Origin of the sequence: Isoptericola halotolerans (genome assembly GCF_013149785.1) — a bacterium.
GTDB classification, from domain to species: domain Bacteria; phylum Actinomycetota; class Actinomycetes; order Actinomycetales; family Cellulomonadaceae; genus Isoptericola; species Isoptericola halotolerans.
In genome coordinates, this window is record NZ_JABEZU010000001.1 from 626,224 (window position 1) to 639,612 (window position 13,389).

10 protein-coding genes are annotated in these 13,389 nt (G+C 71.9%); 7 read left to right on the forward strand and 3 right to left on the reverse strand.

Annotation, left to right across the window (positions count from 1 at the left end; genetic code table 11):
- Positions 1–22: 22 nt before the first annotated feature.
- The 3 genes from HDG69_RS03010 (at position 23) to HDG69_RS03020 (ending at position 4,045) form a co-directional block, all read left to right on the forward strand.
- Positions 23–1,048, forward strand: a complete 1,026-nt coding sequence (locus HDG69_RS03010; RefSeq protein ID WP_246255969.1) for a 3-oxoacyl-[acyl-carrier-protein] synthase III C-terminal domain-containing protein — start codon at positions 23–25, stop codon at positions 1,046–1,048.
- A 142-nt stretch (positions 1,049–1,190) separates the two neighbouring features.
- The gene (locus tag HDG69_RS03015) at positions 1,191–2,546 is read left to right on the forward strand and encodes a Gfo/Idh/MocA family protein (protein ID WP_246255971.1); all 1,356 of its coding nucleotides are present in this window, start codon (positions 1,191–1,193) and stop codon (positions 2,544–2,546) included.
- A 155-nt stretch (positions 2,547–2,701) separates the two neighbouring features.
- Positions 2,702–4,045: a Gfo/Idh/MocA family protein gene (locus tag HDG69_RS03020; protein WP_171782282.1), complete on the forward strand. Its 1,344-nt coding sequence runs from the start codon at positions 2,702–2,704 to the stop codon at positions 4,043–4,045.
- Between the two features lie 27 nt (positions 4,046–4,072).
- On the opposite strand, the gene HDG69_RS03025 is transcribed toward HDG69_RS03020, so the two are convergent.
- The 3 genes from HDG69_RS03025 to HDG69_RS03035 form a co-directional block, all read right to left on the reverse strand.
- Positions 4,073–4,804: a hypothetical protein gene (locus tag HDG69_RS03025; protein WP_171782283.1), complete on the reverse strand. Its 732-nt coding sequence runs from the start codon at positions 4,802–4,804 to the stop codon at positions 4,073–4,075.
- Between the two features lie 90 nt (positions 4,805–4,894).
- A complete protein-coding gene (locus HDG69_RS03030; protein ID WP_171782284.1) occupies positions 4,895–6,055 on the reverse strand; it encodes a Gfo/Idh/MocA family protein in 1,161 nt (386 codons plus the stop codon).
- 58 nt (positions 6,056–6,113) lie between these two features.
- Positions 6,114–8,081 (reverse strand): DUF6807 family protein, encoded by a 1,968-nt coding sequence (locus tag HDG69_RS03035; protein ID WP_171782285.1) that lies wholly within the window; start codon positions 8,079–8,081, stop codon positions 6,114–6,116.
- A gap of 250 nt (positions 8,082–8,331) precedes the next feature.
- Here HDG69_RS03035 and HDG69_RS03040 point away from each other — a divergent pair, with 250 nt between their 5' ends.
- From HDG69_RS03040 to HDG69_RS03055, 4 genes are all read left to right on the forward strand, one after another.
- Positions 8,332–9,255 (forward strand): carbohydrate ABC transporter permease, encoded by a 924-nt coding sequence (locus HDG69_RS03040; RefSeq protein ID WP_171782286.1) that lies wholly within the window; start codon positions 8,332–8,334, stop codon positions 9,253–9,255.
- On the forward strand, positions 9,248–10,207 hold the full coding sequence (locus tag HDG69_RS03045; RefSeq protein WP_171782287.1) for a carbohydrate ABC transporter permease: 960 nt from the start codon (positions 9,248–9,250) through the stop codon (positions 10,205–10,207). Before HDG69_RS03040 ends, HDG69_RS03045 begins: the two co-directional genes overlap by 8 nt.
- A gap of 85 nt (positions 10,208–10,292) precedes the next feature.
- Positions 10,293–11,630, forward strand: a complete 1,338-nt coding sequence (locus HDG69_RS03050) for an ABC transporter substrate-binding protein (RefSeq protein ID WP_171782288.1) — start codon at positions 10,293–10,295, stop codon at positions 11,628–11,630.
- Positions 11,631–11,776: 146 nt separating this feature from the next.
- Positions 11,777–13,372 (forward strand): UxaA family hydrolase, encoded by a 1,596-nt coding sequence (locus tag HDG69_RS03055; protein WP_171782289.1) that lies wholly within the window; start codon positions 11,777–11,779, stop codon positions 13,370–13,372.
- Positions 13,373–13,389: the final 17 nt, after the last annotated feature.

Consider the following 13,389-nt stretch of genomic DNA (forward strand, 5'->3'; position numbering starts at 1 on the left):
TCCGCGTGGAATGATCGGGAGCATGTTCACGCTGCCCGCCGGTGCTGCCGGCTCCCGCATCGTCGGCCTCGGGCACCACCAGCCCGCCCGGGTCATGACGAACGACGACGTCGCCCGGTTCGTGGAGACGAACGACGAGTGGATCCGCTCGCGGACCGGGATCGTCACCCGGCACGTCGCCGCCGACGACGTCACGGTGGCCGACATGGCGACCGCCGCGGCGGAGCACGCGCTCGCCGACGCCGGGGTGGACCCTGGTGACGTCGACCTGGTGATCGTCGCGACGACGACGGCCGTGGACCGTTCGCCGAACACCGCCGGCCGGGTGGCGTACGCGCTGCGCACGGGGGTCCAGCCCGGCGCGAGCACGCCCGAGGGCGAGGAGGCCCCCGACCTGCGCGACGTCGTCGGCCCGGGGGTCGTGGACATCAACACCGCCTGCTCGGGCTTCGCCTATGCCATGGGTCTGGCGGACCAGGCGATCCGCACCGGGAGCGCGAGGACCGCCGTCGTCGTGGGCTCGGAGAAGCTCACGGCCGTCACCGACTGGAGCGACCGGTCCACGAGCATCCTCACCGCAGACGGCGCGGGAGCGGCCGTGCTGCAGGCGACCGACGAGCCCGCGGTGAGCCCCGTGGTGTGGGGCTCGGAGCCGGAGATCACGCCCGCGGTGGTCATCGAGGCGCCGACCGAGAAGTTTGCCCAGGACGGCCGGACGGTCTTCAAGTGGGCCATCACGCGTGCCGCCGACCGCGCCCGGCGTGTCGTGGAGGCCTCGGGCCTCGGGCTCGACGAGATCGAGGTCCTGGTCGCCCACCAGGCGAACCTGCGGATCATCGAGCCGCTGGCGAAGTCGCTGGGGCTCGAGGACCGGGTGGTCGTCACCGACATCACCGAGTCGGGGAACACCTCGGCCGCGTCGATCCCGCTGGGGATGTCGAAGTGGTGGCACGCGGGCCGGCTGCCCGCCGACGCGCCGGCGCTGTTGTTCGGGTTCGGCGGCGGCTTCACGTGGGCCGGCCAGGTGGTGCTCACCCCGCGGCGGTAGCCGCTGATCCGGTCGGCACGATGCGGCCGGGTCGGTACGCATGTCTGCCGACCTGGCCGCATCGTGCCGATGGGATGCCGTGACCCTCTCGGGTACAGTGGTGGGAAACCGCTTTCTGACCGCGAGACACAGGAGTCCGACGTTGTCCTCCACCACCCCCAGCCGCCTCCGCTACGCCGTCGTCGGCACCGGCCATCGTGCCGGCATGTACGTCTCGGCCCTCGTCGACGCCCACGCCGACGCCGGCGAGATCGTCGCGTGGGTCGAGCCCAACCCGGTCCGCGCCGCGGTCCACGAGGCCCGGGTCGCCGCGAAGGTCGGCGGCGAGCGTCCCGTGTACGCCCCGGCCGACCTCGAGAAGGCCGTCACGGAGCAGCGGGTCGACCGCGTCGTCGTCACCAGCATCGACAACACCCACGCCGACATGGTCTCCCGCGCGCTGCGCGCCGGCGTCGACGTCGTGGTGGAGAAGCCCATCGCCGCCACGGCGGAGGAGGCGCGGCAGATCACCGACGCCGTCGCCGAGACCGGGCGCGACCTGACCATGACCTTCAACTACCGCTACTCGCCGCGGAACTCGGCGCTGCGTGAGGTCATCGCGTCCGGCGAGATCGGGAAGGTGTTGTCCGTCCACTTCGACTGGTCGCTCGACACCGTGCACGGCGCGGACTACTTCCGCCGCTGGCACCGCGAGAAGGTGAACAACGGTGGCCTGCTCGTGCACAAGTCGAGCCACCACTTCGACCTGGTCAACTGGTGGATCGACGACGTGCCCGTACGGGTCTTCGCCTCCGGCGGACGGCGCTTCTACGGCGACGACGCTGCGCACGCACAGGGCTACGAGCCGACGGGCGGCGAGCGGGCGCTCAACGCCGAGGGCGTCGACCCCTGGGCGCTGGACATGGCCAAGGACCCGTACCTCGGCGAGCTCTACGGACCCGAGGCGCAGGCGCACGACGGCTATGTCCGCAACAGGTCGGTGTTCGACGCCGGCATCACCACCGAGGACACCCTGGGCCTGGTCGTGGAGTACGCGGGCGGGCCGATGCTCACCTACTCGCTGACGGCGTCGGCCCCCTGGGAGGGCTACCGGGTCGTGGTCAACGGCTCGCGCGGGCAGGCGACCCTCGAGGTGACCGAACGCGGTTCGGTCGTGTTCGGCGAGGACGGGAAGGCGGTCCTGGACCCGAGCCTCACCGAGGCGTTCGCGCAGGACGAGGTGCGACCCAACGGCGAGCGGCTGCTCGTGCAGCGGCACTGGGAGCGTGCGGAGGAGCGGCCGATCGTGGCCCTCGGTGCCGGTGGGCACGGCGGCGGCGACGCGCTGCTGCTGAACGACATCTTCGTGGGGCGCGACGAGTCGGACCCGCTGGGGCGGGCCGCCGGGTTCGTCGACGGGTTGCGGGCGTCGGGTGTCGGCTACGCGGGCAACCGCTCGCTCGAGACGGGCGAGCCGGTGCGCCTCGCGGACCTGGGTCTCGGCGTCGACCTGACCTGACCCGCGGCTCGCTGATCGCCACCCGAGATCGACCCACCCGTACGGGTGGGTCGATCTCGGCATGTGGAGCCCTCTGGCGGAGAGCCGGGGGCGAGGTAGTGTGGACTTGAAAGCGCTTTCCCGCTGACCGAGCGTCCACCCCGAGGAGCCCGACGATGACGTCTCCCCCCTTCGCCGCCCCGGCCACCGAGGCCGGTCCCACGCCGGCACCCCGCCGGACGCGCCGCCGGTACGCCGTCGTCGGCACCGGGCACCGAGCCCGCCTCTACACCGACGCGATGACGGGCGAGCACGCCGACGTCGCTGACCTGGTCGCGCTGTGCGACACCAACCCCGTCCGTCTCGCCTTCCACACCGAGCGGGCGCGGCGCGCCGGGGCGGACGTGCCGGCCGGCTATGACGCGCACGACGTCGGCCGCATGCTCGACGAGGTCCGGCCCGACGTCGTCGTGGTCTCCTCGCCCGACCGGATGCACGCCGAGCACGTGGCCGCCGCGCTGCACCACGGGGCGGACGTCGTCGTCGAGAAGCCGCTGACCATCGACGCCGCCGGGATGTACACGATCCTGGCCGCCGCCCGCACCAGCGGTCGCCAGGTCACGGTGGCGCACAACTACCGGTACGCGCCCCGGAACGCCGCGCTGCGCCAGGTCGTCGCCGACGGTCGCATCGGCGACGTCGTCTCGGTGCACTTCGAGTGGCTCCTCGACACCGCCCACGGCGCCGACTACTTCCGTCGTTGGCACCGGGACAAGGCCACCTCCGGCGGGCTGCTGGTGCACAAGGCCAGCCACCACTTCGACCTGGTCGGCTGGTGGACGCAGGACGTCCCCGAGTCGGTCTACGCCCGGGGCGGGCTGCGGTTCTACGGCGAGGCCGCCGGCGACGGCGGGCCTCGCTACGCCCTCGACCTCGCCGCCGACCCGGAGCTGGCGTCCCTCTACGCAGGTGACGCGGCCACCGACGGGTACCGGCGCGACCGGGACCCCTTCAGCCCGGGGGCCACGATCGAGGACACCCTCAGCCTGCTGGTGGGCTACCGGTCGGGCGCGTCGATGACGTACTCGCTCACCGCGCACAGCCCGTGGGAGGGGTACCGGGTGGCGATCAACGGCACCCGCGGTCGGGCCGAGCTGGACGTCGTCGAACGGTGCCACACCACGGAGGGCCTGCCCGGAGCACGGCCCGACGACGGCGCCTCCGCCTGCTGCGAGGTGCGGCGCGGCGGCGGGCGGCTCGTGGTGCAGGAGCACTGGGGGCGTGCGGTCGAGGTGCCGCTGGTGGGGTCGGCCGGCCACGGTGAGGGGGACGCCGCGATGCTGCACGACGTGCTCCGTGACCACCTGCCGCCGTCGGAGGGTGGCCCCGTGGCCGACCCGCTCGGCCGCCGCGCCGGGGTGGTCGACGGGCTGCGCGCGGTGGCCGTCGGCGTGGCGGGCAACCGGTCGCTGGCGACCGGTCAGGTGGTACCGGTGGCCAGCCTCGGCATCCCTCTGTAGGCGCCGATCGCGTCCGGCGGGCCGGGGTCAGGTCCTGCCGCGGCTTCTGAGCAGCAACACAGCGGCGGCGGCGACGAGCAGAGCACCGCCGACGGCCAGGGCGAGGCCGGTCGACGCCCGCTCCGACACACCGGCAGCACCGTCGGCATCAGCGGGTTCGTCCTGATGGTCCGCCTCGAGCTCTGCCCACTGTGCGGTCTTGAGGTCGCGCAGGGTCTGGACGTCGATCTCCCCGGATCCGATGAGGTCCGCCGCCTCCTCGCTCAGCGCCCGGACGGTCGTCAGCTCGGCCGAGGCCGCGTAGGCCTCGCCGAACCTGCCGTCGGTGAGGAGCACCTGACCCGGCTCCATCGCGGCGATGGCGTCGACCTCCTCGGGGGCGAACCCCCCGTACCCGCCGAACGCGCCGTCTTCCTCGATGATGAGAGTCGATTCCGGCGTCCCGTCGAGCAGGTCGACCGTGATGTAGAAGGGTGGGAGGTCGTCGAAGTCGCTCTCCGTCAGAGTGGCCCCTGCGGAGCCTGGCGCCAGGTCGAGGTAGGCGTACCGGTGCACGTCGTCGAAGGTGCGCACCGCCCCGTGCGCGGTACCTGACGGCAGCTCCTGATCGTGCTCCGCCAGCCACGCCAACCCCGCGCCGCCGGGCTGCAGGCTCTCGAGGACCGCGTCGGGCACGTCGCCCGTCGCCGCGAGCGACAGCGGCAGCGTGTGGAGATCGGCCGCGAGCACGAGCGCGCCGCCTGCGAGGACGTTCCCCATGCCACGAGCTCCTCGCCGGGTCGGTGGCCGGCACCGGTGCCGACCTGTGCCGGGAACCTAGCAGGGCCGGGCCCAGGGAAGGCTGCACGCTCAACGAGCCCAGGGTGCCCCGAGCTCCGAGAACGTCCGCTGGGTCCGTGCGACCTGCTCGCACCACGTCTCGACGTCCTGGACGACGGGACGCCGCGTGTCGCCGTCGCCGGCCCAGGTGACGGCGTCGGCCGGGACGGGTCGTGGGTCAGGTCCCGTGCGCACGGCCTCGAGCACCCGCATGAAGGCACCGGTGTCGCGGACGTCGCACAGCAGCGTGCGCCCCGTGTCACCGGTGGCCCGGGCGGTGCGCACGTCCAGCAGGTCCTCCAGCAGGGGCGTGCGGCCGTACGTCTTGTCCATCGTCACCTTCTCGGTGCGCAGCACGAGCCGGTCGTGCTCGTACTGCAGCTCGATCTCGCCCAGGGTGCCGAGCACGAGCACGTGGGCGGTGCCCCGCTCGGCGGCGCACAGGGTCAGTCCGAACCCGTAGCGGGTCCCGTCGGTCGCCGTGACCCGGACCGACGAGGTGTCGTCCGCCTCGATAGGGTTCGCCCGGTACAGGTCCGTGTCCACCCAGGCCACGTCCTCGGCGCGGGTCGCACCACCGATCCGCAGCGTCGTCGCCACGGCGTGCGCGAGCGGGTTCGTCACGACGCCGTCGACGACGTCGCGCCCGTCGAGCCGCCGTCGTCCCGCCCAGGGGGCGCGCGCCCAGTACGCGGCGTCGCGCACCCAGGTGCCCACGGCGCCGTAGCCGATCACCTCGCCGATCTCGCCGCGGGCGACGAGCTCGGCGACGGCGTCGAGCGCGTGCGACCCGAACGTCTGGAAGCCGACCTGGCAGAGCCGGCCCGTCCGGTCGCTGATCGTCACCAGCTCGGTCAGCTCGGCGAGCGACGCCGTCGTGGGCTTCTCCAGCAGCACGTCCATCCCGGCCTCCATCGCGGCCTTGGCCAGCGGCAGGTGCGTCGGGATCGGGGTGCAGAGCACGACGACGTCGGGGCGGACGTCCGGGTCGGGGGAGGACAGCAAGTCGCCGAGGGTCGGGAACCACGGGGTCCTCGTGCCGTACGCCGTGTGACCCTCGGCGGGCTCGCGCGGGTCGACGACGGCGCACAGGCGTGCCCGCCGGCCGTCCGTGCCGAGCTCCAGCGCGTGCTGCACGTGCTTCTCGCCGTGGCCGTGGATGCCGACGACGGCGATGCGGGCGTTCGTCATGGAGCTCTCCGTGAGTGAGGGGGGTCGTGCCGCCGGGGTCGTCAGCAGAGGCAGGTCGTCAGCGCAGACCGGTGGCGAGCGTGGCGGCCTCGGTGGCGTCGAGCTCGCGGTCGAACATCGCCGCGACGAGCCCCGTCTCGACCGTGCCGCCGGCGGGGACCGTCAGGGGCGAGTTCCACGCGAGCGCCGGGCAGGCGCCCGGGTACTCCTCGGAGCGCAGGAACCAGTGGCGGGCGGGCGAGGTCTGGGCGAGCAGCGTCGTCGTCGACCGCTCGCCGCCCCGGGCGTCACGGTGGCGCTGGACGAACGCGACCCAGGGTGACGTCGAACCATGGGCCAGGTCCTGCCCCTCGCCGTCGGCGGAGAGCACGCGGGTGGACGCCGCGATCGGCAGCCGCCAGAACACCCCGCCGTACCCGGCACCCGGGCGGCCGTTGGTGGCGGGGGACCGGATCTCCAACGGGCCGTGCGCGGCGTGCAGCGTGGAGCGCCACTTGAGCGCCCAGCCGTCGTCGAGCAGGCGGGCGCCGATGCGGCGTCGTTCGTCGAGCTGGGGCGCGCCGTGCTCGTCGGTCCACAGCACGGTGTCCAGCAGCAGGTGCGGGGACAGGGGGTCGACGAGCGTGCCCGTCGACGTCTGCCGGCCGTGGTTCGGCAGGAGCGTCGGGCCGACGTCGGTCACGAACGTGCGCCCGCCCCAGTGGCTCGTGCCGTTGACGTCCGCGACGGCGATGCTCACGCCGTAGTGGTGGCGATGGTCGACGGGCCCCGACTCGGTCAGGGGCACCCCGGCCAGGGAGTGGACGGGGTGCAGGAACGGGCGCGGCGAGTGGATCGTGGGCAGGCCGACCCCCGACTCGTAGCGGGACAGCGCGACGCGGTCGGCCGCCCGGCGCAGGACCGGGACACCGTTCTCGACGGTCCAGGCCGGTGCCTGCTCCGTCTCCTCGTCCGGGGCGTCGTACGCCGTCGGGGCGGTCGACGCCTCCACCGAGGGCTCGGTGCGGACGGGGCTGCGAGGGACGGGGCCGGTGCTGGCCCGGACCTCGAGCCGGACGCCGAACCGCGTGGTCTCGGCGGCGCTCGCGGTGTTGTCGATCACGGCGTGCAGTTCCCTCCAGGCATGCCGTCCCAGGTCCTCCTGGGGAACGGCGACGGTGGTCAGTCCCGGCGTGGCGTACCGGGCGAGCTCGATGTCGTCGAAGCCGCACACGGAGATGTCCGTGGGGACGGCCACGCCCGCCTCGTTGAGCGCTGCGAGCAGCCCGAACGAGACGAGGTCGTTGAAGGCGACCGCGGCGGTGACCCGGCTGGCCAGCACGGCGGGCGCGGCGGCGTGGCCGGCTGCGATGTCGGAACCGGCGGCGATGTCGACGATCTCCAGGTCGGTGTGCCGCTCGCCGCACAGAGTGAGCCCTCGCCGTCGCGCACCGTCCGAGACGGACGCCGCGGGGCCCGAGAGGTAGGCGATGCGGCGGTGCCCGAGCCCGACCAGGTGCTCGATGACCTGCACCGTGGCGTCGGCGTAGTCCACGACGAGGCTCGGCGTGCCGCCCGCGACCTCCCGGTTGATGACGACGGCGGGGGAGACCTCGGGCAGGAGTGCGTCGAGGGCGGCGTCGGGCATCCGCGGGGAGACGAGGATGAGGGCGTCGCAGCGGTGGCGGGCCTCGCGGGCGATGGCCGCCTCCGCGCTCGGGTCCTCCGCAGAGTCGGCCACCAGCACGCGGTACCCGTCCTCGCCGGCGGCCGAGGAGACGCCCCCGAGGATCTGCTGGAACACGGGGTTGCCGAGGTCGGGGACGACGAGGGCGACCGTCGTGGTCCGTCCCAGCGACAGGCTGCGGGCGACGTTGCTCGGCCGGTAGGACAGCTCGATGGCGACCTCCTGCACGCGGGCCGAGATCCCGGGGTCGACCGTGCTGCGACCGTTCATCACGCGGGAGACCGTCGCACGGGAGACGCCGGCCGCTCTCGCGACATCGGCGATCGTCACCGCGGGACGGCGTGTCTTCGCGTCGGGCATCGTTGCCTCCGTCCTCGCGTCACGCGCAGATCACGCGTGGATCACGTTCTGATCACTGCCGGCGCCCTGACGGGGGGCCGGTCCAGAAGATGACGGTACACCATGGGAAACCGGTTCCTACTGTGATACCTTCCTCAGCAGCAACCGGTTTCCCGGCCTGGAGCACCCGCTCCGACCGGCAGCCGCGATCGACGACGATCAGGAGGACGACGATGGTGTCCACCCCTGCACGGCACGGGGAGGTGCGGTCATGGCGATGATTCAGGAGGTCGCCAAGACCCGGCACGCCAGCCGTGAGACCCGCAAGGGCGACGGCAAGGCAGCCGCCGTGTTCCTCGCGCCCTGGTTCATCGGGCTGGGCCTCATCACGGCCTTCCCGCTGCTGGCCTCGCTGTACCTGTCCTTCACGGACTACAGCCTGCTCGAGCCCCCGAACTGGGTCGGCATCGAGAACTACCAGCGGATGTTCGAGGACGCCCGGTGGATCCAGTCCCTCGGGGTGACGTTCCGGTACGTGTTCTTCTCGGTGCCGCTGCAGCTCGCGATGGCCCTCATGCTCGCCATGGCGCTCGACAAGGGGCTGCGCGGGCTGGCGTTCTACCGGTCGATCTACTACCTGCCCTCCCTGCTGGGCGGCTCGGTGGCGATCGCGCTGCTGTGGCGCCAGGTGTTCGGCGCCGACGGCCTGGTGAACCAGTTCCTCGCGTACTTCGGGATCCAGGGCTACGGCTGGGTGTCCCACCCGGACTACGCCCTCGGCACCCTGATGATCCTCAACGTGTGGACCTTCGGCGCGCCGATGGTGATCTTCCTGGCCGGCCTGCGGCAGGTGCCGACCATGTACTACGAGGCGGCGTCCATCGACGGGGCCAGCAAGGTGCGCCAGTTCTTCAGCATCACGATCCCGCTGCTGTCACCGATCATCTTCTTCAACCTGGTGCTGCAGCTCATCGGTGCCTTCCAGGCGTTCACCCAGGCGTTCGTCGTCTCCGGCGGGACCGGTGGCCCCATCGACTCCACGCTCTTCTACACGCTGTACCTCTACCAGCAGGGGTTCAAGTCCTTCGACATGGGGTACGCCTCCGCGATGGCCTGGTTCCTGCTCCTCATCGTCGCCTGCCTGACGGCGGTCAACTTCTTCGCCTCCAAGTACTGGGTCTTCTACGATGACTGACACGCCGGTGCGCCCCGACGCACACACCGAGACCACCACGACCACCGCGCAGCGCATCCGTCCCGAGCGCACGCTGTCCGAGGTCGCCGCCGAGGTCCCCGACGTCCGGCGCAAGCGCAGGGTCGGACCGCGCACGCGGCGCCTGATCAAGCACCTGCTGCTCATCGGGTTCGGGCTGATCATGCTCTACCCGCTGCTGTGGATGCTCTCCAGCTCGTTCAAGCCCAACGAGATCATCTTCCGCGAGCCGGGCCTGATCCCCAGCGAGATCGACCTCACGAACTACACCGCGGGCTGGAACGCGCTGCTGCACCCCTTCAGCCACTACCTGATGAACTCGGCGATCGTGGTGATGGGCAGCGTGCTGGGGAACCTGATCTCCTGCTCGATGGCGGCCTACGCGTTCGCGCGGCTCAAGTTCCGGGGCCGGCCGCTCTGGTTCGCCATCATGCTCATGACGATCATGCTGCCGATCCACGTCATCATCGTGCCGCAGTACATCCTGTTCTCCCAGCTCGAGTGGATCAACACGTTCCTGCCGCTGATCGTGCCCAAGCTGCTGGCCACGGACGCGTTCTTCATCTTCCTCATGGTCCAGTTCTTCCGGGGACTGCCCAAGGAGCTCGACGAGGCCGCGCGCCTGGACGGCTGCGGGCACGGGCGCATCTTCCTGCGGATCATGCTGCCGCTGTCCCTGCCGGCGCTCGCCACCACGGCGATCTTCACGTTCATCTGGACGTGGAACGACTTCTTCAGCCAGCTCATCTTCCTGACCCGGCCGGACATGTACACGGTCCCGATCGCGCTGCGGACGTTCCTGGACGCCACGAGCAACAGCTCGTGGGGCCCGCTGTTCGCCATGTCGATCGTGTCCCTGATCCCCATCTTCTTCGTCTTCCTCTTCGGCCAGAAGTACCTGGTCAAGGGGATCGCGACGACCGGCATCAAGTAGCCGCTCCACCACCCGGACCCCGACGGCGGGGTCCGGTGCTCGATGACAACGACGACGTTCTCGTCACGCACACACAAGGAGAATCATGCGAGCCACGACCACACGGCGGGGACGCTCCCGCGCCGCGTTCATCGCCTTCACCGCCGCCGGCGCCCTGGCGCTGGGTGCCTGCTCCGGGGACTCGGGCGTCCCCGGCGAGGCCGGTGAGACCGAGGCCTCCGAGGAGGGTGGCGACGGGGACGTCTCGATCCGCTTCTCCTGGTGGGGCTCGGACGACCGGCACCAGACCACCCAGGAGATCATCGACCTGTTCGAGGAGAAGAACCCGGGCATCACGGTGGTCCCGGACTTCACCGACTGGGGCGGCTACTGGGACAAGCTGGCCACGACGGTGGCGGGCGGGGACACCCCCGACGTCATCACGCACGAGGAGCGGTTCATCGCCGACTACGCGAACCGCGGGGTGCTGGCGGACCTCGAGTCCCTGGACATCGACACCTCGGAGATCCCCGAGACCGTCCTCGACGGCGGGCGGGTCGACGGCGCCCTCTACGGCCTGGCCACCGGCGTCAACGCCTACGCGATGGTCGCGGACCCCGAGGTCTTCGCCGACGCGGGCGTCGACGTCCCCGACGACACGACGTGGACGTGGGAGGAGTTCGTCGAGGTCTCGGGCCAGATCTCGGAGGCCGCCGGTGACGGCGTCTGGGGCACCCAGGACCTCGGCTTCAACGAGGCCGGCCTGAGCATCCTCGCCCGGCAGAAGGGTCAGGCCCTCTTCAACGAGGACGGCACGCTCGGTGTCGACGCCGAGACGGTCTCGCAGTTCTTCCAGATCGGCCTGGACCTGCAGGAGAACGGCGGCTCCCCGGACGGCTCGCGCACCACGGAGATCCAGGCGGCCGGCCCCGAGGGCTCGCTGCTGGGCACCAACTCCGGCGCCATGGGCGTCTGGTGGTCGAACCAGCTCGGCGCGCTGAGCTCGGCCTCGGGCCACGACCTCGAGCTGCTGCGCATCCCCGGCGAGACCGAGTTCGACCGCACCGGGATGTACTTCAAGCCCGCGATGTTCTACTCGGTCTCGGCGACCACCGAGCACCCGGAGGAGTCGGCGCTGTTCGTGGACTTCCTGCTCAACGACCCCGAGGCCGCCGCGCTGCAGCTCACCGACCGCGGCCTGCCGTCGAACCTGTCGGTCCGCGAGTCGATCCTGGGTGACCTCGAGGCCGCCGACGCCAAGGTCGCGGAGTTCATGGCCGCGCTCGACGAGGAGATCGTGGACGCCCCGCCGGTGCCGCCGAACGGTGCCGGTGACGTCCAGGACATCATCACCCGCATCAACTCCGAGGTGCTCTTCGGCTCCATGACCCCGGACGAGGCCGCCGAGGCGTTCCTCTCCGAGGTCGAGGCAGCCACCTCCTGAGCCGCCTCGGTCCCGAGCCGATGCCACGGCTCACCTGACCCGAAGGGTGCGGGGCCGCCGACCGGAACCTCCGGCGGCCCCGTGCCCGACGGTCCCCGCCCCGTCGGCCGACGGGGCCTTCGCCCTGTGGAGGACGGAAGAACCCGATGAACGACCTGCTGGTGCTCCGCGAGGGCGACGACGTCGCCGTCGCCACGCGCGACCTCGCCCCCGACGACCGCGCGGTCGCACCCGACGGGACCGCCGTCGTCGTCCTCGACGCGGTCCCTCGCGGGCACAAGATCGCGCTGCGGCAGGTCGCCGTCGGAGCTCCGGTGCGCAAGTACGGCCAGGTCATCGGCGTCGCGACGGCGGACGTCGCGCCGGGCGCCCACGTGCACTCCCACAACCTGGGGTTCGACCAGGGCGAGCGGCGGGCGCCGCTCGGTGGTGTCCACACCGAGCTCCCCGTGCCGGCCGGGCCACGTCCCACCTTCCGCGGCTACCGTCGCGCCGACGGGCGCGTGGGCACCCGCAACTACGTCGCGATCCTCACGAGCGTGAACTGCTCGGCCTCGACGGCGAAGATGATCGCCGAGCAGTTCCGTGGTTCGGCGCTGGACGAGTTCGGAGGCGTCGACGGCGTCATCGCCCTGACGCACACCAGCGGGTGCGGCCTGGTGCCGGACTCCGAGGGCGGACAGCTGCTGCTGCGCACGCTGCGTGGGTACGCCGCCCACCCGAACGTCGCCGGCCTGCTCGTGCTGGGACTGGGGTGCGAGATGGTGCCGGGCGCCGCGCTGTCGGCGCGCTCGGGCGCCGTCGCCGACCTGGGGATGCCCGGCGTCGGGGCTCCGGGGCCGACCGAGAGCGCCGGGCTGCTCGCCGCGATCCCGGGCGACACCGTGGTGCGGTCGATGACCATCCAGGAGACCGGGGGCGTGCGTGCTTCGGTGCGCGCCGGCGTCGAGGCCGTGCGGTCGATGCTGCCGGAGGTGAACGCCCGGCAGCGCGTCGAGTGCGACGTCTCCGAGCTGGTGCTGGGGCTCAACTGCGGCGGCTCGGACGGGTACTCGGGCATCACGGCGAACCCGGCCCTCGGCTGGGCCTCGGACCGCATCGTGAGCTACGGCGGCACGTCGGTGCTGGCCGAGACGCCCGAGGTCTACGGCGCCGAGCACCTGCTGACGGCCCGCGCCACCGAACCCGGCGTCGCGAAGAGGCTGCTCGACCGGATCGACTGGTGGCAGGAGTACGTCGCGGCCGGCGGCGGGACCCTCGACAACAACCCCTCGCCGGGCAACAAGGCGGGGGGCCTGACCACGATCCTGGAGAAGTCGCTCGGTGCCGTGGCCAAGGGCGGCCAGGCCGACCTGACGGCCGTCTACGAGTACGCCGAGCCGATCACCGACCGGGGCTTCACCTTCATGGACACCCCGGGGTACGACCCCGTGTCCGTAACGGGTCTGGTCGCGGGCGGAGCGAACGTGGTCGTGTTCACCACCGGGCGCGGGTCGGTGTTCGGCTGCCAGCCCACGCCGTCGATCAAGGTCGCCACGAACACCCCGATGTACGACCGGATGAGTGAGGACATGGACCTCAACGCCGGCACGATCGTGGACGGGACCGCCACGTTGGACGAGGTCGGCGCGGAGATCCTGGCGAAGATCCTCGCGGTGGCGTCCGGCGAGCAGTCCGTGAGCGAGGAGCTCGGCATCGGCGCCGAGGAGTTCATCCCCTGGCACCTCGGCGCCGTCACCTGATCGTTGTGGGCGCGATC